Annotated in this window: 16 protein-coding genes; 4 read left to right on the forward strand and 12 right to left on the reverse strand. The window is 63.0% G+C overall.

What is annotated here, in order from left to right; all coding sequences use genetic code 11:
- Window positions 1–90 precede the first annotated feature (90 nt).
- The 11 genes from AC0L3N_RS29840 to AC0L3N_RS29890 form a co-directional block, all read right to left on the reverse strand.
- Window positions 91–2,460 (reverse strand): DUF1989 domain-containing protein, encoded by a 2,370-nt coding sequence (locus tag AC0L3N_RS29840; RefSeq protein WP_473551111.1) that lies wholly within the window; start codon window positions 2,458–2,460, stop codon window positions 91–93.
- Between the two features lie 339 nt (window positions 2,461–2,799).
- Window positions 2,800–3,429, reverse strand: coding sequence for a sarcosine oxidase subunit gamma (locus tag AC0L3N_RS29845; protein ID WP_473551112.1), 630 nt, complete (start codon window positions 3,427–3,429; stop codon window positions 2,800–2,802).
- Window positions 3,422–6,400: a sarcosine oxidase subunit alpha gene (locus AC0L3N_RS29850; protein WP_473551165.1), complete on the reverse strand. Its 2,979-nt coding sequence runs from the start codon at window positions 6,398–6,400 to the stop codon at window positions 3,422–3,424. Before AC0L3N_RS29850 ends, AC0L3N_RS29845 begins: the two co-directional genes overlap by 8 nt.
- A gap of 229 nt (window positions 6,401–6,629) precedes the next feature.
- The gene (locus AC0L3N_RS29855; RefSeq protein ID WP_473551114.1) at window positions 6,630–6,905 is read right to left on the reverse strand and encodes a sarcosine oxidase subunit delta; all 276 of its coding nucleotides are present in this window, start codon (window positions 6,903–6,905) and stop codon (window positions 6,630–6,632) included.
- A 16-nt stretch (window positions 6,906–6,921) separates the two neighbouring features.
- On the reverse strand, window positions 6,922–8,175 hold the full coding sequence (locus AC0L3N_RS29860; protein ID WP_473551115.1) for a sarcosine oxidase subunit beta family protein: 1,254 nt from the start codon (window positions 8,173–8,175) through the stop codon (window positions 6,922–6,924).
- Between the two features lie 92 nt (window positions 8,176–8,267).
- Entirely contained in the window at window positions 8,268–9,575 is a 1,308-nt protein-coding gene (gene glnT, locus AC0L3N_RS29865) for a type III glutamate--ammonia ligase (RefSeq protein WP_123146943.1), read from the reverse strand.
- 37 nt (window positions 9,576–9,612) lie between these two features.
- Window positions 9,613–10,941, reverse strand: a complete 1,329-nt coding sequence (locus tag AC0L3N_RS29870) for an FMN-binding glutamate synthase family protein (RefSeq protein ID WP_123146944.1) — start codon at window positions 10,939–10,941, stop codon at window positions 9,613–9,615.
- Window positions 10,942–10,947: 6 nt separating this feature from the next.
- Window positions 10,948–11,679 (reverse strand): GltB/FmdC/FwdC-like GXGXG domain-containing protein, encoded by a 732-nt coding sequence (locus AC0L3N_RS29875; RefSeq protein WP_123146945.1) that lies wholly within the window; start codon window positions 11,677–11,679, stop codon window positions 10,948–10,950.
- 4 nt (window positions 11,680–11,683) lie between these two features.
- On the reverse strand, window positions 11,684–12,580 hold the full coding sequence (locus AC0L3N_RS29880) for a class II glutamine amidotransferase (RefSeq protein ID WP_473551117.1): 897 nt from the start codon (window positions 12,578–12,580) through the stop codon (window positions 11,684–11,686).
- A 45-nt stretch (window positions 12,581–12,625) separates the two neighbouring features.
- Window positions 12,626–12,931 (reverse strand): hypothetical protein, encoded by a 306-nt coding sequence (locus AC0L3N_RS29885; RefSeq protein WP_473551118.1) that lies wholly within the window; start codon window positions 12,929–12,931, stop codon window positions 12,626–12,628.
- Between the two features lie 31 nt (window positions 12,932–12,962).
- The gene (locus AC0L3N_RS29890; RefSeq protein ID WP_473551120.1) at window positions 12,963–14,351 is read right to left on the reverse strand and encodes an ammonium transporter; all 1,389 of its coding nucleotides are present in this window, start codon (window positions 14,349–14,351) and stop codon (window positions 12,963–12,965) included.
- 167 nt (window positions 14,352–14,518) lie between these two features.
- Here AC0L3N_RS29890 and AC0L3N_RS29895 point away from each other — a divergent pair, with 167 nt between their 5' ends.
- From AC0L3N_RS29895 to AC0L3N_RS29910, 4 genes are read left to right on the forward strand one after another with little or no spacing between them, the layout of a single operon-like run.
- Window positions 14,519–15,652, forward strand: a complete 1,134-nt coding sequence (locus AC0L3N_RS29895; RefSeq protein WP_123146948.1) for an aminomethyl transferase family protein — start codon at window positions 14,519–14,521, stop codon at window positions 15,650–15,652.
- A gap of 14 nt (window positions 15,653–15,666) precedes the next feature.
- The gene (locus AC0L3N_RS29900) at window positions 15,667–16,263 is read left to right on the forward strand and encodes a dimethylamine monooxygenase subunit DmmA family protein (RefSeq protein WP_473551122.1); all 597 of its coding nucleotides are present in this window, start codon (window positions 15,667–15,669) and stop codon (window positions 16,261–16,263) included.
- Window positions 16,260–17,225 (forward strand): PDR/VanB family oxidoreductase, encoded by a 966-nt coding sequence (locus AC0L3N_RS29905; RefSeq protein WP_473551124.1) that lies wholly within the window; start codon window positions 16,260–16,262, stop codon window positions 17,223–17,225. The genes AC0L3N_RS29900 and AC0L3N_RS29905 overlap by 4 nt, the downstream gene beginning before the upstream one ends.
- Window positions 17,226–17,235: 10 nt before the next feature.
- Window positions 17,236–18,276 carry a heme-dependent oxidative N-demethylase family protein gene (locus AC0L3N_RS29910; protein ID WP_123146951.1) on the forward strand — a complete coding sequence of 347 codons (1,041 nt, stop codon included), beginning with the start codon at window positions 17,236–17,238 and terminating at the stop codon, window positions 18,274–18,276.
- 174 nt (window positions 18,277–18,450) lie between these two features.
- Here AC0L3N_RS29910 and AC0L3N_RS29915 read toward each other — a convergent pair whose 3' ends face one another.
- Window positions 18,451–19,158 carry a helix-turn-helix domain-containing protein gene (locus AC0L3N_RS29915; RefSeq protein ID WP_473551125.1) on the reverse strand — a complete coding sequence of 236 codons (708 nt, stop codon included), beginning with the start codon at window positions 19,156–19,158 and terminating at the stop codon, window positions 18,451–18,453.
- Window positions 19,159–19,414: the final 256 nt, after the last annotated feature.

Raw genomic sequence — 19,414 nt, forward strand, 5'->3', positions numbered from 1 at the left:
ATAGGATGGCAAACTGTTCGCGATGTCCTCGCACACCTGTTCGCGATGTCCCCAGTCCAAACAAGGGGGAGAAGGCAAGGGATGCTGCCGTCAGGAGCGCGGTCTGGTCTTCTGCGGGTCGTAGTGGGCGAAGGCGACGACGCGCGCCGGCAGCCGCTTGCTGTGGCCGTCGAGCTTGCCGATCTCGACCTCGGTGCCGATCGCGGAATGGGTGACGTCAAGCCTGGCCAGCGCGATGGTCTTGTTCAGCACCGGCGAACGCGTGCTCGAAGTGACCTCGCCGATCTGGGCGCGACCGACATGGACGCAATCGCCATGGCCGACCGCGACATTGGCGTCGATGTCGAGGCCGACCAGTTTCTTCTGCGGGTTCTCCTTGCGCCGGATCAGCGCCTCACGGCCGATGAAATCGTCGGTCTTGCTCTTCAGCGGCACGGTGAAGCCGATGCCGGCCTCGAACGGATCGGTCTGGTCTGAAAATTCATAGCCGGCAAAGATCAGCCCGGCCTCGATGCGCACCATGTCGAGCGCCTGCAGCCCCATCGGCTTCAAGCCATGCGGCTGGCCGGCCTCCCAGATGGCGTCGAACACCTTTTCGGCGTCGCGCGGATGGCACCAGATCTCGTAGCCGAGCTCGCCGGTATAGCCGGTGCGCGAGACGACGACCGGAATGCCGTTGCCACCGCCGATGCGCGCGACGGCGAAACGGAACCATTCGAGTTCCTCGATCGACGGCTGCAACGGCGAGGTCCAGATGATCTCCTTGAGGATGTCGCGGCTCTTCGGTCCTTGCACGGCGACATTGTGCATCTGGTCGGTCGACGAGCGCACCAGCACGTTGAGGCCGAGTTTCGTCGCGGTGTCGCGCAGCCATTCGCCGGAAAGATCGTCGCCGCCGACCCAGCGGAAATTGTCCTTGCCGAGCCTGAGCAGCGTGCCGTCGTCGATCATGCCGCCATGCTCGTAACACATGGCGGAATAGACCACCTGGCCGACGCCGAGTTTTTTCACGTCGCGGGTCAGCGTGTATTGCAGCAGCGCTTCGGAATCCGGGCCGGTGACCTCGAATTTGCGCAGCGGCGACAGGTCCATGATGACGGCGGCCTGCCGGCAGGCCCAGTATTCGTCGATCGGGCCTTGCCTGGCGAAGGAATTGGCCAGCCAATAGCCCCTGTACTCGACGAAGTTGCGGGTGTGTTTGGCAAAGCTCGAATGAAAAGCGGTCTCGCGGGTCATTTTCGGTTCCGAATCGGGCGTCATGCGTCTGGCGATCGCTCGCGAGAATTTGTGCTGGCCGGAATAGGTCCGCACATGGATGTCGGTCAGGTTCCAGCCATTGGCCGGCGTCGTGTCGTCGGGGCAGGCCGACGAAACGCAAACGATGTCGGTCAAGGCGCGCAGCAGCACATAGTCGCCCGGCCGCGACCACGGCTCGTCGGACACGATGACGCCATGCGCGTCGATCGCCGTGTTGAAGAAGAAGTTGATCGCCATCCAGCCCGCGCGCGGAGTTACACCCTTGTCGGCGAGCGCGCGGTTGAAATTCTCCGAGCAGTTGGGGTGACCGGGATAGCCGATGTCGTCGTAATATTTGGCCGCACAAGCGAGCGCGAATGCATCATGCCGCCCGCATGTGTCCTGCACCACCTCGACCAGCGGCTCCATGTCCTGGTCGTAGTATTTCGAGTGCAGGCCTGGCATCGGATAGCTCGAGCCCATCAGCGTGCGGGTCGTCGTCACGTCGAGCGGAAGGTCGCGCCCCTTGTCGAGCTTGCGCGCCGAAAAGCACTGGAAGTCGGTGCATTGGCGCCCGTCGACATCGATGATCTGCAGATAGTCGCCTGCCTTGACGAAGTAGGCTTCCGCCGTCGCCGAATGGACGCGCAGGTCGAGCACCGGGTCGGCTAGGGGATCGTCCAATTGCGACTTCGCCACCGGACGGATCGTGGCGCGGCGGACGATGACGTTGAGCGGCGTCGCCGTGTCATGGCCATCGACCAGCATCGGCCCGCCCGGGGCGGCGATCAGCATCGACCCGTCGCGGGCGACAGCAAAACTCTGTTCGGTGCCGGCCGGGGTGGCGCCGCCGAAGACGCGAACCGCCTTTGCCCGATCAAGCTGCACCTGGCGTCGCTCGAGCCCTCGGCGCAAGGACGCGAGGCTGTCGTCGCCATCGGCCAGCAGCGCCTTGATGCCGGCGGCGTTGCTGTTCGATTTCTCGCCTAGAATGCTGGGGTCGGTAGCGCCGCTCTTGTCCCATGCCAGCAACTCACAGGCCTGCCCGCCCTCTACGTTGCGTACGCTGATGGTATCGCCGGCCTCGACATAGATGAGCACCGCGCCATTGCCGTGAACGAAATAGCGCTCCATGCCGGCCGGCAGCGTGATCTGGCCGGGCCGCAGGATGAGGCTCGGTCGAGGCGGTCCGGCGGCGACGGCGGGGTAGGGCGATTGGCTCATCTCAACCCTGTGTTTCGAGAAACAAGTTTGCCTGTACGTGAAATTATTTTAGCAGCAAGAATAGGAGGCAAGGCGGGATTTGGCAAGGCGGAGGTGGCGCGCCGGGCGCAATCGCTAAGGGTTGGATTTCCCGCTCGGGCTATCTTTCGTGCGTCGGCGCTGCCCCTCATGGGCATTTCTCCCCGTATAGTGACGGGGAGAAAGACGCTGCCACCAACGATTTCGCCATTATCGGCGTTGCAAGAAATGCGCCAGCGTCGCGGCCAGCCTCCTTCTCCCCGTCACTATACGGGGAGAAGATGCCGGCAGGCAGATGAGGGGCAGCGCCGACACAGACAGCTATCCCAACTCCTCAGAATAGCCGATATCGACGCCATACTCTGCGGCTGCGTCGAGCATCGTGTGCCACAGGCTTTCGGCGAAGGTGTTAAACACCAGAAGATTGAACACCGCCTGCCCATCCGGCCGGTCATTTCCACGCCAGAGATTGACACTGGTATGATCGATCGATGTCGCGGCAGCGGCGCCGATCGGGAATGACGCCGGGTGCAGGTCGAGCGACGACAGCTTGGCCAGCATGGCGCGCGCCTTCGTTCCCGAGACGCTGATCAGGGCGCGCGCATGCGACTGGTCCGAGAGCGAGGCGGATCGCGAGAACGCCTGGCTCAAAATGTCGATCGCGTGCTTGCCGCCCTTGGACAGGACGAGGAACTGATCCGGTCCCGACCAGATGAGCATCACGTCCGAAGCGCTGACGGTCTTCGGCACCTCCGGAGCCGCCATGCCGAAACGGGCCTTGGCGGCGTTTGCCAGTTCCGCCCCTTTGCCGCGCCGCGCCATGATCTGGATCAGGTCGAAATTGCGAATCTCGGTGAGCGAAATGCCCGACGCGACGTCGCGTGCGCCATAGGCGCCCACGACAAGGACATGCTCCAGCGGACTGCGAGAAATCCACGAAATTTCAGCCACGCTGGCGCCCTCCATCCGGATCGTAGAAGACGGGATTGCACAGCTCGACGTCATAGTCTTCGCCGCGCAGTGGGTCATGCGCATGGACGATCTCGCCGATGCGCTCGCGGCCGCGCTCGACAAGCGCGAGCCCGATCCACTGGTCAAGCGTCGGCGAGAAACAGACCGAGGTGACATAGCCCTGATCGTTGTCCGGACCCGGTTTCTCGGCCTTCGGAATGATATGCGCGCCGGAGCGCAGGCGGCGCGTCTTGTCGGGCGGTTTGATGCCGACCACGACCTGCCGATCCGGTGCGACCAGCGCCTCGCGCCCGGCCATGACGCGGCCAATAAAATCCTTCCTGGTCGACATCATCTTGCCAAGCCCGAGATCGGCGGCGGTCGTCGTGCCGTTCAGTTCCGGCCCGGCGACATGGCCCTTTTCGATGCGCATGACGCCGAGCGCCTCGGTGCCGTAGGGCGTCACGCCGAATTGTTTGCCGGCTAGCGTCAGATTGCGCACCAGCGCGTCGCCGTAGCGGGCCGGAACGGAAATCTCGAACGCCATCTCGCCGGAGAACGAAATGCGGAACAGCCGCGCCCCGATGCCGCCGCGAAGCGCTACTTCCCGCGCTCCCATGAATGGAAACCCCTCGTTCGAGAGGTCCTCGGATTCATCAACGACCTGTTTCAGCAACTCCCGCGTGCTCGGCCCGGCGATCGAGAATTGCGCCCACTGGTCGGAGACTGACGTGAGCTGCACGTCGAGTTCCGGAAACAGCACCTGCCGGCAGAATTCGAGATGCTGCATCACCGGCCCGGCCTTGGCAGTCGTGGTGGTCAGGAAATAATGATCCTCGGCCAGACGCGACGTGGTGCCGTCGTCATAGACCATGCCGTCCTCGCGCAGCATCAGCCCGTAGCGCGCTTTTCCCACAGCAAGATTGGAGAAGGTGTTGATGTAGACGCGATCGAGGAAGGCGCCGGCATCCGGGCCGTGCACGTCGATTTTGCCGAGCGTCGAGACGTCGCAGAAGCCGACGCCGCCGCGCACCGCCTTGACCTCGCGGGTGACCGATTCCAGCCAGTCCTTCTCGCCGGCGCGCGGATACCATTGCGCGCGCTTCCACAGGCCGGTGTCGACGAACACCGCGCCCTGTTCGGCCGCCCAGTGATGCGACGGCGTCAGCCGCGTCGCATGAAAATTCTCGTCGCGATGATGGCCGGCGAAGGCGCCGATGGCGACCGGCACATAGGGCGGGCGATAGATCGTCGTGCCGGTCTCGGGGATGGATTTGCCTGATACCGCCGCCATGATGGCGAGGCCTGCGGCGTTCGAGGTCTTGCCCTGGTCGGTGGCCATGCCGAGCGTCGTGTAGCGTTTCAGATGCTCGACGGATTCAAAACCTTCGCGCTGCGCCAGTTCGATGTCCGCGGCGGTGACGTCGTGCTGGTAGTCGACAAAGGCTTTCCCTTTGCCGGCAACATGCCAGAGCGGGGTCAGCGAAAAAGCCTCGTCGTCGGCGACTGGCGGAGCGCCGGCATTGCCGCTGTGTCCGGCACTCTGCGCTGCCGCCGCACCGGCGGCGAATCCCTGTCGCAGGCAGGCGCCGAGCCCAAAAGCGCCGTTGGCGGCACCGGCGGCCACCATGCCGGGAGGCGCGCCGTCCGGCACGAAGGCTGATATTTCGTCCTGCCATTTCGGCCGGCCGCGATGGCATGAGGTCAGCCCGACCGCCGGGTTCCAGCCGCCGGAAACGGCAAGCCCGTCGGCTTCGACTTCGGCGCGTGCGCCGCCGGTCAGCGATATCGAGATTTTCCTGACACCGTCCTTACCGCCTTCGACACCGACGACGGAGCCGTTCAAAACGGCAAAGCCGGCCTTGGCGGCGAGCGCGCGATGCGTGGCGGACACGTCCGGACGCGCATCGATGACCGTGGCGATCTGCAGTCCGGCGCCAAGCGCGGTTTTGACCGTGCGCCAGCCATCCTCATTGTTGGTGAACAGGGCGATCCGCTTCGCAGGGGTCGCCGCATAGCGCGCGACATAGGTCCGCATTGCCGAAGCCATTATCACGCCGGGCGTGTCGTTGCCGGCAAAGACGATCGGCCGTTCGATAGCGCCGGCGGCAACGACACAGCGTTTGGCGACGATCCGCCACAGCCGCTGGCGCACTTGGTGTTCGGGCGGGGAGGGCAGGTGATCGTTGATCCGTTCGATGGCGCCATAGGTGCCGCCGTCATAGACGCCGAACAGCGTCGTGCGGTTCATGATGCGGACGTCGGGCAGGGAGGCGAGCTCGGCCAGCGTGCGGGAGATCCATCCGGCCGTCGGCGTACCGTCGATCGTGCCGTCGTCGGAAAGCAGGCGGCCGCCAAGCGCAAAATCTTCCTCGCACAGGATGACGCGGGCGCCGCTGCGCCCCGAGGCGAGCGCTGCCGCCAGCCCGGCCGGGCCGGAGCCGGCGATCAGTACGTCGCAATGCGCCCAGGCCTTGTCGTAATGGTCGGGGTCGGCAACGCCCGCCGCGCGTCCGAGACCGGCGGCGCGGCGGATCGCCGGCTCGTAGATCGCCTCCCAGAATTTTGCCGGCCACATGAAGGTCTTGTAGTAGAAGCCAGCGACGAAGATTGGCGAAAACAGCTGGTTCACCGCCATCAGATCGTGGCGCAGCGACGGCCAGCGGTTCTGGCTGGCGGCTTCCAGCCCGTCATAAAGTTCTGCCGTGGTCGCCTTGGTGTTCGGCTCGCGCCGCGCACCAGTGCCCAGCTCGACCAGCGCGTTGGGTTCTTCCGAGCCTGATGTCAGGATGCCGCGCGGCCGATGGTATTTGAACGAGCGGCCGACCAGCCTGACGCCATTGGCAATCAGCGCCGAGGCGAGCGTGTCGCCCTGGAAGCCGGCAAAGGTTTTGCCGTCGAAGCGAAAATTCAGCGGCGCCGAGCGGTCGATGAGACCGCCGGATGGCAGACGATTGGGTTGGCTGGAAATCACGATGCCCGGCCCCCATGCAAGAGCGTCGCGCTGCCCCTCATCGCCCTGCCGGGCACTTCTCCCCGTATAGTGACGGGGAGAAGGACGCCTTCACTGAGGGTTTCGCCAATCTCCAGCGTAGCAGGAAGGGCGCCGAGGTTGCGGCCATCTCCCTTCTCCCCGTCACTATACGGGGAGAAGGTGCCGGCAGGCGGATGAGGGGGGGCGCTGAGTTGGCTAAGAATACTCATTTTGCCACCTGCCTTGCCCCGACTCCCACCGCCGGCTCGACCGAGGAAATCTCGTGTGTCAGCGTGTTGCGGGCGATCTTCAGCCAGGCCCGGCAGCCGCCGCCATGGTACCAATGTTCGCTGGTCTCGCCGGCAATGTTGTCGCGCAGATAGACGTAGTCGAACACCTCGTCTTCCGAGCCACCGGCTGCCGGCCGCAGCGGCTTGGCGTCGCCCAGATAGGTGAATTCACCGAGTTCGCGTTCGCCGCAGAAGGGACAGACAATACGCATGCTTTTTGGACCGTCCTCAGTGCAGGTTCGGTTGGGCGCCGACGCCCTTTTCATCGATCATCGCGCCCCGCCGGAATCGGTCGAGGCGGAATCTGGCGGCCTCCCTATGCGGTTCGTCGCGGGCCAGAAGATGGGCAAACACAAGGCCCAAGCCGGGCGTTGCCTTGAAGCCGCCATAACACCAGCCGGCATTGAGATAGAGCCCGTCCACCGGGGTCTTGTCGATGATCGGCGAGCCGTCCATCGACATGTCCATGATGCCGCCCCACTGGCGCAAGAGGCGCACGCGACCGATCATCGGCATAAGCGCCATGCCGCCCTCGCAGACGTCTTCCATCACAGGCATGTTGCCGCGCTGGGCATAGGAATTGTAGCCGTCTATGTCGCCGCCGAAGACCAGTCCGCCCTTGTCGGACTGGCTGACGTAGAAATGGCCGGCGCCGAAAGTCATGACGTTGGGGATCAGCGGCTTGATCGCCTCGGAAACGAAGGCCTGCAGCACGTGGCTCTCGATCGGCAGCCGCAGTCCCGCCATCGCCGCGACCCGCGAGGAACTGCCGGCAACGGCCATGCCGACCTTGCCAGCGCCGATTGTGCCGCGCGAAGTCTCGACGCCGGTCACCTTGCCGTTGGCGTCGCGCGAAAAACCTGTCACCTCGCAATTCTGGATGATGTCGACGCCGAGCCCGCTCGCCGCATGGGCATAGCCCCAGACCACCGCGTCGTGGCGCGCCGTGCCGCCGCGCCGCTGCAGCAGGCCGCCTTGCACGGGAAAGCGCGCATTGTCGAAGTTCAGGAACGGCATCATCTTCTTGACCGCGGCAAGGTCCAAGAGTTCGGCATCGATGCCGTTGATGCGCATGGTGTTGCCGCGCCGCGCATAGGCGTCGCGCTGCGCATCGGAATGGTAGAGATTGATGACGCCGCGCTGGCTGACCATAGTGTTGTAGTTGAGATCCTGCTCCATGCGCTCCCACAGCTTCATCGACAGCTCGTAGAAGCCGGTATTGCCGGGCAGCCCGTAATTGGAGCGGATGATGGTGGTGTTGCGGCCGGCATTGCCGGAGCCGATCCAGCCCTTTTCGAGCACGGCGACATTCCTGATGCCGTACTCACTGGCGAGGAACCATGCCGTCGCCAGGCCGTGACCGCCGCCGCCGATGATCACCACGTCGTAGTGATCCTTCGGGCTAGCGTCGCGCCAGGTGCGCTGCCAGGTCTTGTGGCCGGAAAATGCGGCGCGGGCGAGGGAGAAGATCGAGTATTTCATAAATCTATTCCGAGGTCGCTCGCGCCACGCAGGACCTTTCTTGACGCATCGGAATCATCCGAAAATCGCCTCACGCTTTTCGTTCCGATGCTCTAGATATCCAGCGTGTGGTCACGCTCCCACTGGGTGAAGTGGGAAGCATAGGAATTCCATTCCTGGTGCTTGAGCTTTAGATAAGCCGACGAGAATTCCTCACCCAGCGCCGCCTTGAGCGATTTGTCGTTGTCGAACTCGCGCAATGCATCGAGCAGGTTGAGCGGCAGCTTCGGCGCGCCCTCCACCGTATGCCCGAACTGGTACATGTCGATGTCGTAGCGCCTGCCGGGATCGGCCTTCGAGCGGATGCCGTCGAGGCCGGCGGCGATGATGACGGCCTGCAGCAGATAAGGGTTTGCCGCGCCGTCGGGCAGGCGCAGCTCGAAGCGTCCGGGGCCGGGCACGCGCACCATGTGGGTGCGGTTGTTGCCGGTCCATGTCACCGAGTTCGGCGCCCAGGTGGCGCCCGAAATAGTCCGCGGCGCATTGATACGCTTGTAGGAATTGACGGTCGGGTTGGTGATCGCGGCAAGTGCTGAGGCATGCTTCATGATGCCGCCTAGAAAATTCTTACCCTTCGCCGACAGGCCAAGCTCCATGGCGTTGTCGGCAAAGACATTGGTCTTGCCGTCCTTGTCCCACACCGAGATGTGGGCGTGGCAGCCATTGCCGGTCAGGCCGGGGAATGGTTTTGGCATGAAGGTGGCGCGCAGGCCGTGCTTTTCCGCAACGGATTTGACCATGAACTTGAAGAAGGAATGCTTGTCGGCGGTCGCCAGCGCATCGTCGAAGGCCCAGTTCATCTCGAACTGGCCGTTGGCGTCCTCATGATCGTTCTGGTAGGGGCCCCAGCCGAGCGCCAGCATGTGGTCGCAGATCTCGGCGATGACATCGTAGCGCCGCATCACCGCCTGCTGGTCGTAGCAGGGCTTTGACGCCGTGTCGTATTCGTCGGAAATCGTCTTGCCGTCCGGCGAGATCAGGAAGAACTCGGCCTCGACGCCGGTCTTGACATGCATACCGTCGCCCGCCGCCTCGTCAATCAGCCGCCTCAGCGTGTTGCGCGGCGCCTGCTCGACCGATTTTTCGTCCATCATGCAATTGGCAGCAATCCAGGCGACTTCCGGCTTCCACGGCAGCTGGATGACCGAATCCGGATCCGGCACCGCCAGCATGTCTGGATGCGCCGGCGTCAGGTCGAGCCAGGTGGCAAAGCCGGCAAAGCCGGCACCGTCCTTCTGCATCTCGGCGATGGCTTGCGCCGGTACCAGCTTGGCGCGCTGCCCACCGAACAGGTCGGTGTAGGAAATCATGAAATATTTGACGCCGTTCCCTTTGGCGAAGGCGGCGAGATCGTTCCCCATTATAGTTCCTCGCTTATTGGTATTTGGTAGTTTGATATCAGAAGCCGTTCTTCCCCGGTATCCAGTTGGTCCCGGCCAGCGGCACGCCGGCCATGGCGGCGGCTTCGATCGTGAGCGCGACGAGATCCTCGGGCTCGAGATTATGCAGGCTGTTCTTGCCGCAGGCGCGGGCAATCGTTTGAGCCTCCAGCGTCATCACCTTGAGATAATTCGCCAGCCGTCGGCCGGCCGCTATCGGATCGACCCGTTTCATTAGTTCGGGGTCCTGCGTGGTGATGCCGGCCGGATCGCGGCCCTCGTGCCAATCATCATAGGCGCCGGCGGTGGTGCCGAGCTCGTTGTATTCCGCCTCCCAGCGCGGATCGTTGTCGCCGAGCGCGACAAGTGCGGCGGTGCCGATCGACACCGCGTCGACGCCGAGCGCCAGCGCCTTGGCCACATCGGCGCCGTTGCGGATGCCGCCCGAGATGATCAGCTGCACTTTGCGATGCATGCCGAGATCCTGCAGCGCCTGCACCGCCGGCCGGATGCAGGCAAGCGTCGGCTGGCCGACATTCTCGATGAACACTTCCTGGGTTGCGGCGGTGCCGCCCTGCATCCCGTCGATCACGACGACATCTGCACCTGATTTCACCGCAAGTGCTGTATCGTAATAGGGCCGCGCGCCGCCGACCTTGACGTAGATCGGCTTTTCCCAGTCGGTGATTTCGCGCAGTTCCAGGATCTTGATCTCGAGATCGTCGGGCCCGGTCCAGTCGGGATGGCGCGAGGCCGAGCGCTGGTCGATACCCTTGGGCAGCGTGCGCATTTCGGCGACGCGGTCGGAGATCTTCTGGCCAAGCAGCATGCCGCCGCCACCGGGCTTGGCGCCCTGGCCGACGACGATCTCGATCGCATCTGCCCGGCGCAAGTCGCGCGGGTTCATGCCGTAGCGCGACGGCAGGTACTGATAGACCAGCGTCTTGGAATGGCCGCGCTCTTCCTCGGTCATGCCGCCGTCGCCGGTGGTCGTCGAGGTGCCGGACAGCGTCGCACCGCGGCCGAGCGCTTCCTTGGCTGGACCGGACAGCGAGCCAAAACTCATGCCGGCGATGGTGATCGGGATTTTCAGCTCGATCGGCTTTTTCGCATGGCGCGAACCCAGCACGACGCTGGTGTCGCAGCGCTCGCGATAGCCTTCCAGCGGATAGCGCGAGATCGAAGCGCCGAGCACCAGCAGGTCGTCGAAATGCGGCAGCTTGCGCTTGGCGCCGGCGCCGCGAATATCATAGATGCCGGTCGCCGCGGCGCGGCGGATCTCGGAGAGTGTGTAGTCGTCGAAGGTCGCGGATTTGCGCGGCGTCGTCGGCGGGTTGCGATAGGTCATTGAGCCTCAATACGCTTCGGCGTTGTCGATGTTGAAGTTGTAGAGCGTGCGCGCCGAGCCGTAACGCTTGAACTCCGCCGCTTTGACGCCGGTCACCCCGGCGCGGTCGAGCAGGCCTTGCAGCAACTCCAAATGCTCGGGCCGCATCTCCTTGGCAATGCAGTCGGCGCCGAGGCTGCCGACCTTGCCGCGCACGAACAGCCGCGCCTCGTAGATGGAATCGCCGAGCGCATCGCCGGCGTCGCCCAGCACCACCAAATTGCCGGACTGCGCCATGAAGGCCGACATGTGGCCGATATTGCCATTTACGACGATGTCGATGCCCTTCATCGAAATACCGCAGCGCGACGACGCGTTACCCTCAATGACCAGCAGCCCGCCCCTGCCGGTGGCGCCGGCATATTGGCTGGCATCGCCTTTGACCGTTATCGAACCTGACATCATGTTTTCGCCGACGCCGGGTCCGGCCGAGCCATGCACGGTGATGGCGCTGCCGTCGTTCATGCCGCCGCAATAATAGCCGACACTGCCGCGGACATCGATGGTGACCGGCTGGTCGACGCCGACGGCGACCGAATGGCTGCCTTTCGGATTGAGCACTTCCCAGGCGGTCTCGTTCGAACCGAGGGTCAAATTATGAAGCGCCTGGTTGAGCTCGCGCAGCGGCATCTCGGCCAGGTCGAAGACCCGTGACGCATGGCCCTGGTCGAGTGCCTTGGAGACGTTGATTGCCGGCATGAACTCAATGCTCCCAGAAATAGACGGTTGCGGGCTCGGGTTCCCAGACCCTCGCATTATCTATGCCGGGCAGTTTGGTGAGCGCGCGATATTCCGAGCCGAAGGCGACATACTGGTCGGTCTCGGCCATGACGGCAGGCTTGCAGGCGATCGGATCGCGCACCACGCCGAAGCCGTTCTTGGTGCCGACGACGAAGGTGAAGAAGCCGTCGAGGTCGCTCAGCGTGCCTTCCAGCGCCTCGCTGAGATTCTTGCCATGTGCCATCTGCGAGGAGAGATAGGCGGCCGCGACTTCCGTGTCATTCTCGGTTTCGAATTTCATGCCTTCGCGGATCAGCTCGCGACGGACATTGTTGTGATTGGACAGCGAGCCGTTGTGCACCAGGCACTGGTCGGCGCCGGTCGAGAACGGATGCGCGCCCATCGTCGTCACTGCCGATTCCGTCGCCATGCGGGTATGGCCGATGCCGTGCGTCCCGGTCATGCTGCGCACGTCGAACCGGTCGACGACCGCTTCCGGCAAGCCGACTTCCTTGTAGATTTCGACGACGTCGCCGGCGCCCATGATGCGGATATCGGGGCGCAGCGCCTGGATCGCCTCGCGCACTTCATCGATCTTGTCGGGCGTCGTCCTGACGACCGCATGCGTCGATTTCACCGCGATGTTCACCGGCGTTCCGATCGCCCTGGCGAGTTCGGCATCCAGGTTGCGGAAATCGTGCTCCGGCTTTGCCGACTGGATGGTGATCTTGGCCTCGTTGCCGGATGGCGCTCCATAGATGGCGATGCCGGCGCTGTCGGGACCGCGATCGCTGAGCGAGATCAGCATCTCCGAAAGCATCGAGCCAAGCCGGGGCTCGAGCGACTTGTCCTTCAAAAACAGTCCGACGATTCCGCACATGTCAGGCTCCCGAGCTGAAGTATGATTTAGGTGCTACCAGCTTCATCAAGCGAATTCAACTCGTATGAAAGTTTTTTTCATCTTGGACAAGTCGCCTGGTGCAAATGACGCGCCAGGGCGACCGGTGGCGACTGAATGGCGATCGATCGCCTTTCTGGTTTCCTCTCCGGTGCGATCCGCAGCCATGTCTGCTTCGATTTCAGCGTTCTCGTGGCGCGTCTGGAGGACGTGCCACCCGATCCAGAAGACGAGGCCGATGATGACCATCACGACTTCAGAACCCTGAAACGGGTAGATCGCGCCGATGTCCTTGAGGTCCACGGCCCAACTTTCCATTCCATTGGTAGACATTGCGGTTTCTCCTTGCCCGTTGACTATTTGATCATGGCCTTTCGGCGGTTCCCACTTCGCGGACAGAGGCGTCGAACGCATGGTTGAGGGCGAAGTCGACGCCCTCGAGTTCGACCTTCGCCGGTACGCGCAGCAGGTTCATGCTGTTGAGGATCTTGCAGACGACAAAGGTGGGGACGAAGCCGAGCACGAACATCAGCACCGCGCCAGCGAAATTGCCGAGCGGGTTGATGTGCACGAAGCCTTCATAGGGCGAGGACGGCTGTCCCCACAGCATGAAGCCCGCGACCACGACGCCGAGGAAGCCGCCATAGCCGTGCACTGCAACGGCGCCGACCGCATCATCGATCTTGAAGCGACGTTCGACGAAATAATGCAGCTTGTAGCAGATGGTCGGGACGATCGCACCGATCAGCATCGCCTGGATCGGGTGATAGAGGTCGTTGCCGGCCGAGGCCGAGATGATGCCGCAAAGCCCCATCGAGAACGTCCAGAACGGGTCGCCTTTCGAGACGATGTAGCCGGCGAGCATGCCGCCCGACAGCGACATCAGAAAGTTGAAGGTGATCGCCGAGAGCGTGGTCGGCGCGAGATAGATGTTGGTCGCCGTCCAGGTCTCGCCGGTGATCTGGCCGGCAATCGTGGCCGGGCTGATCAGTGGAATGTTGCACGCGGCATAAAAGCCCCAGAAACCGGTGAAGATCAGGAACAAGCCGATCGTGACCAGCCAGACATTGTGGGGCGGGATGTCGCGCGCCGTGCCGTCGGGCCTGAACTTGCCGATGCGCGGGCCCAGCACGATGAGAAAGGCGAGCGCCGCTCCGCCCGCGATCGCGTGCACGACGCCCGACGCATAGGCGTCATGATAGCCCCACAGCTTCACCATCCAGCCTTGCGGATGCCAGCCCCAGGATGCGTCGAGGATCCACAGGACCGAGCCGACAAGCACCGCGACGATCCAGAACGCACCCGAGCGCGCGCGCTCGATGATCGAACCCGAGACGATCGACGCCGTCGTGATGGAAAACAGCAGGAAGGCGCCCCAGAACACGCCGTTGAGGCGATGCCACAGCGCGGCATCGGTAGGCGTGACCCCCGTCTCGCCTGGATTGACACCGGAGAGGTGGGTGCCCATCAGCGGATTCCACGATTCGGCGAATGGTGCGGTGACAAGCCCGCCGGCGATGCCCGGCCCGTTGGGGAAACCGAAATAGATCCACCAGCCGAAAAAAAAGAAGGTGATCGTTACGAGCGGGATCGCCATCGCGTTCTTCATAAGCGTTTTCAGATGATTGCGCCGACGCGACACGCCGACCTCGTACATGCAGAACCCGACATGGATCAGGAACATCATGACGATGGTCACCCAGTAATAGAATTCCGTGAAAATGGTCGTTAGCGCGTTGAGATTCCCTTCCATTGCATGTCCCCTCCGTTCAGTTGCGTTCCTTGCCTCTCAGTAAAACTTTTTGCATGTTAGTATTGCGCGCTTTTGGAGTTTTGAGTCAATATGGCGCGGACCGCCGCCGGGCCTCAGTGCCCTGAAGCGGCGAAACGTCGGCAATCGTGTTGAGGAGAAACAAGTCCATGACCGCATCCTGGAGATTTTCGACCTTGGCGGATCGCCATCGTGCGCTCGGTTCGAAGCTCGAAGACTGGAGCGGGATGGGCACCGCCTGGACCTACGACAAGGACGCCGACGAGGAGTATATCGCCATCCGCACCAAGGCCGGGCTGATGGACGTGTCGGGCCTGAAGAAGGTCCACATCACCGGGCCGCATGCCTCGCACCTGATCGACCTGGCGACGACGCGCGACGTGGAAAAGATCTATCCCGGCAAGTCGGCCTATGCCTGCATGCTCAACGAGGCCGGCAAGTTCACCGACGATTGCATCCTCTACCGCACCGGCCCGAATGCCTGGATGGTCGTGCACGGTTCGGGCACCGGCCATGAGGAGTTGCAGCGCGCCGCCATGGGCCGCGATGTCTCGCTTCGTTTCGACGACAATCTGCACGACCTTTCGCTGCAGGGGCCGACATCAGTCGATTATTTGGCAAAGCATGTGCCGGGCATTCGCGACCTCAACTATTTCCACCACATGCAGACCCAACTGTTCGGTTATCCGGTGATGATCTCGCGCACCGGCTACACCGGCGAACGCGGCTACGAGATCTTCTGCCGTGGCCAGGATGCCGGCACGATCTGGGACACCATCCTCGATGAGGGCAAGAGCGCCGGCATCATCCCGTGCCGGTTCACCACGCTCGATATGCTGCGTGTCGAGAGCTACCTCTTGTTCTACCCCTACGACAATTCGCAGAAATATCCGTTCGAGAACGAAGGCCCCGGCGACACGCTGTGGGAACTCGGCCTCGACTTCACCGTCAGCCCCGGCAAGACAGGCTTTCGCGGTGCCGAGGAGCACTACCGCCTCAAGGGCAAGGAGCGGTTCAAGATCTTCGGCGTGCTGCTCGAAGGCAAGGAGCCGGCCGACGAGGGCGCGCCGGTCTATCGCGACGGCAAAAAGGTCGGCGTGGTGACCTGCGCCATGTATTCTCCGCTGGTCCAGAAATCGATGGGCATTGCCCGGCTCGATGTCGACTGTGCCGTCCAGGGCACCAGGCTCGAGATCCGCAACCAGAGCGGCGCCATCAGCGCGACGGCTGAGCCGCTTCCGTTCGATGATCCGAAGAAGACCAAGCGCACGGCGAAAGGCTGAGGCATACTGGGAGAATGGCAGCGAAAAGCATCATCAGCCGGCCGGTCTACGGAACCCTGTCCCGGCAGCCCGGCAAGCACCATCTCTTCGTGGCGGATGCAGAAGGAGCGCTGGCGATATCAGACTTGGCCACCAAGGCGCCGGCGGGCTTCTTTGCCGATGCCCACATCATCTTCATCCCCGGCAATGACGGCCATCACGTCGCCGCGCTCGAAGCGCTGAGGCCGGCGCAGTTCTATCAGGGGCCTTCCTTCGCCAGTGCCTTGCCGCGGCTGAAGCAGACCTTGGCCAACGCGCATATGGGCCTGCGCCTCTATCTCGCCGGCACCGAGGGGCTGATCGGCCAGGCCATGCAGGTGGCGCTCGAAGCCGGCATCGACCACACCTCGATCCAGACCGAGCATCGCGGCTCGCTGGCGCGCCGCATCCAGTGCGTCCATTGCAAGGGCATCACCGAGAACGTGACGACGCAGCCGGCGACCTGTTCGCATTGCGGCCTGCTTCTCCTGGTACGCGATCACTATTCTAGGCGCCTCGCGGCGTTCCAGGGCGTCTGCATCAATGCGGAAGACCGCAGCGAAATTCCTCCGACGGAGGAGATCTTTCGATGAGCACCGGCACCACCAAGCTTGACGTCGTGGTGAGCGACGTCGTTCCGGTCAACGAATTGGTCACGCGCTTCCATTTCCGCCGGCGCGACGGGCAGCTTTTGCCGACATTTTCCGGCGGCGCTCATGTTGTGGTGGAGATGCACGACGGCGAGCGGACCAGGCTCAACCCCTATTCGCTGATGGGCTCGCCGCTCGATACGCGCGAATACACGATCTCGGTGCGCCGCGACGATGTCGGCCGCGGTGGTTCGCTGTTCATGCACAGCAACGTCAGGCCGGGCATGGAGATGGTGATCAGCTATCCGGTCAATCTGTTCTCGCTCGATTTGCGCGCCAGAAAACACCTGATGCTGGCGGGAGGCATCGGCATCACGCCGTTCATGGCGCAGACCGCGCAGCTGGCGGCGCAAGGCGGCAATTTCGAGCTGCACTACACCTGCCGCACCGCATCGCTCGGCACCTATGCCGATGTGCTGAGAGAGCGCTACGACCGCCGGGTCAGGCTCTATCACGACGATCGCGACGAGCGCATCGAGCTCGACCGGCTGCTGTCGTCGCAGCCGCTCGGCACGCATCTCTATGTCTGCGGCCCGTCCGGCATGATCGGCTGGGTGTGCGATCGTGCCGCTGCGCTGGGCTGGCCGGCGGAAACTGTGCATTTCGAGCATTTCGCCGCACCGCAGCCCGGCGCGCCGTTCGACGTGACGCTGGCGGTCAGCGGCAAGACGATCCGCGTTGGCGAGCAGCAGAGCCTGCTCGAGGCCATCGAGGCCGCCGGCGTCGATCCGCCCTATCTCTGCCGCGGCGGCGTCTGCGGCCAGTGCGAAACAAATGTCATCGCGCATGACGGCAAATTCATCCACAACGACCACTGGCTGAGCGAGGAAGAGCACCGATCCTGCAAGAAGATCATGCCTTGCGTGTCGCGCTTCGAGGGCAGGTCGCTGGTGCTGGAAAGATAGGAGGCGGAGCTTGGGCATCACCTTTCGTAACGAAACGTTCCGTAACGATTTTACCTTCAGGAACAGCCCGGAGCACATCAGGCGGTTTCCGTTCCCGTTCCACGAAGACAGCTACATGTATGCGGTCAACATCGAGCCGCATGTTCTGGGGCCGAAGGGCAGCGTGCTCGAAAACCTGATCGACGTTGACGAGCACTATGTCGCCGAAATGCAGGACCGCGCTTTGGTGCTGGCGGAGGACCCGCTGCGCTGCCAGTCGCTGCCGCACATGACGCTGGCCGGCTGGGACCTGCTCGAACTTCTGATGGAACAGCAGGCGCTGGGCTATCCCGAGCATTTCACGCTGACGCGCGATGGCGACAGATGGCGCTGGATAAACCGGCCGCTCGGCATCGACGACACCTTCACCTTCGGTGACGTGTCGACGCTGCCCTATGGGCCGATGGAATACATCACGCGGCAATCACAAGGCGATTTCTGCATCCTCGACCAGCGCGACGGCAATCTGTGGATGGACGCCGGCATGGTCACCACCCAGGCCGACTGGTCGCTCGATTTCGACATCGGCATGAATTTCTTCGAGTGGCACGCGCCGGTGCCGCTGGCGCATGAGAGGGGCATATTCGTCCGGGCGCTGAAATTCCTCACCAACATCCAGCAAGGCAAGCCGGCGCGGCGGCTGAACTGGACGATGACCATCAATCCGCGCCTCGACACCAGCCCGGAAAACTATCACAAATGGGGTCCGGACCGGGCGACGGTGACGCCCGAAAACGTCGGTGACAAGGTCCATCTGCGCGTCGAATTGCAGAGCTTCTGGCGGCTGCCGCGCTCGAACGGCATCGTCTTCCCGATCCGCTGCTATCTCATCAAGATGGACGAACTGGTGACGCAGCCGAAATGGGCGCGGCGCCTGCACCGCGTCATCCGTGACCTTCCCGAAGAACTCGCCAATTACAAGGGCTTGACGCGCTATCGGCCGACGCTGGTCGAGTGGCTGTCGAAGCTCGACGACGGCAGCCCGACAAGCCCAGGATTTGGGCCGGACTAAAGCAAGGTCCCCCTCATCCGGCCGCTTCGCGGCCACCTTCTCCCCGCTGGGGAGAAGAGAGGTAGGCGCCGGCGCTGCCGGTCTCCTCTCCCCTCGGGGAGAGGTCGGATTGCCCCGAATTGCCCTTCGCAATTCGGTTGGTAATCCGGGTGAGGGGGTCTGCTTGCGTCCCGCTCACCCCGCGCTACTCTGCGGATAGCAGATGATCGAGAGATAACGCATCGGCAGAACCGTCAGCACTTCCGGTCCGTGCGGCGCATCGGCGTCGAAGAACAGGCTGTCGCCGGGCTTCATCGGATAGAGGTTGTTGCCGTGGCGGTAGGTAACCTCGCCTTCAAGCATGTAGAGGAACTCCATGCCTTCGTGCTGGAATGTCGGGAACACATCGGAATCTTCGGTCAGCGTGATCAGATAAGGCTCGACGACGACGCCGCTGGTGTTGGAGCCGATATGGCCTAGCAGATTGTACTGGTGGCCGGCACGCGTGCCGCGCCGCTCGACGTCGAGGCCTTCGCCGGCCTTGACGAAGACGGCGCTGCGCTCTTCCTCGAAGCGGCGGAAGAAGGCGGTGACCGGAACGCCGAGCGCCCGCGACAACGCCTGCAAAGTGGTCAGCGACGGCGAGGTGATGCCGTTTTCGATCTTCGACAGCATGCCAAGCGAAATGTCGGTGGCAGCCGCAAGATCGGCGACGGTGATGCCGAGTTTTTTGCGAAACGCCCGCACCTCGCGGCCGATCGCCACCTCCAGGACTTTTTCACGGGTGTCGCGAACAGCGTGCGGGTCTTGAGTCAGTGGCGTCCGGATCGTTGCCACACCCTTCGGCGACGGCTTGGCCTGGGCGGCTGCCCCATTCCTGAAATTGGAAGCTTTCTTCGCCATGTCGCCACCCCGTTCTGCAGATTTATTTCACTCACGGTGAACATATTCAGTGCGGATACAGAGCGCAACTGCGACAGCAAAGCCACATTATGTCGAATGGCATGCTCTCCGGGTTTCCGCCATCAGCGGTTTTGCTGAAAATCCGATCTGCTGAAACGTGGTTTCAGCAGAAGGCCTGTTGACAGCATCGAACGGGCAATTACTGTCCTGTCAGTGAAATTTGTTTCGTTAGAGAAATGAGACCGGGAGGCCCGCA

Source organism: Mesorhizobium sp. WSM4807, from assembly GCF_055811615.1.

Coding starts and splice junctions, on each gene's coding strand:
- AC0L3N_RS29840 (WP_473551111.1), bottom strand. CDS start 2,460: ATGAGCCAATCGCCCTACCCCGCCGTCGCCGCCGGACCGCCTCGACCG.
- AC0L3N_RS29855 (WP_473551114.1), bottom strand. CDS start 6,905: ATGCGTATTGTCTGTCCCTTCTGCGGCGAACGCGAACTCGGTGAATTC.
- AC0L3N_RS29860 (WP_473551115.1), bottom strand. CDS start 8,175: ATGAAATACTCGATCTTCTCCCTCGCCCGCGCCGCATTTTCCGGCCAC.
- glnT (WP_123146943.1), bottom strand. CDS start 9,575: ATGGGGAACGATCTCGCCGCCTTCGCCAAAGGGAACGGCGTCAAATAT.
- AC0L3N_RS29870 (WP_123146944.1), bottom strand. CDS start 10,941: ATGACCTATCGCAACCCGCCGACGACGCCGCGCAAATCCGCGACCTTC.
- AC0L3N_RS29875 (WP_123146945.1), bottom strand. CDS start 11,679: ATGCCGGCAATCAACGTCTCCAAGGCACTCGACCAGGGCCATGCGTCA.
- AC0L3N_RS29880 (WP_473551117.1), bottom strand. CDS start 12,580: ATGTGCGGAATCGTCGGACTGTTTTTGAAGGACAAGTCGCTCGAGCCC.
- AC0L3N_RS29885 (WP_473551118.1), bottom strand. CDS start 12,931: ATGTCTACCAATGGAATGGAAAGTTGGGCCGTGGACCTCAAGGACATC.
- AC0L3N_RS29890 (WP_473551120.1), bottom strand. CDS start 14,351: ATGGAAGGGAATCTCAACGCGCTAACGACCATTTTCACGGAATTCTAT.
- AC0L3N_RS29895 (WP_123146948.1), top strand. CDS start 14,519: ATGACCGCATCCTGGAGATTTTCGACCTTGGCGGATCGCCATCGTGCG.
- AC0L3N_RS29900 (WP_473551122.1), top strand. CDS start 15,667: ATGGCAGCGAAAAGCATCATCAGCCGGCCGGTCTACGGAACCCTGTCC.
- AC0L3N_RS29905 (WP_473551124.1), top strand. CDS start 16,260: ATGAGCACCGGCACCACCAAGCTTGACGTCGTGGTGAGCGACGTCGTT.
- AC0L3N_RS29915 (WP_473551125.1), bottom strand. CDS start 19,158: ATGGCGAAGAAAGCTTCCAATTTCAGGAATGGGGCAGCCGCCCAGGCC.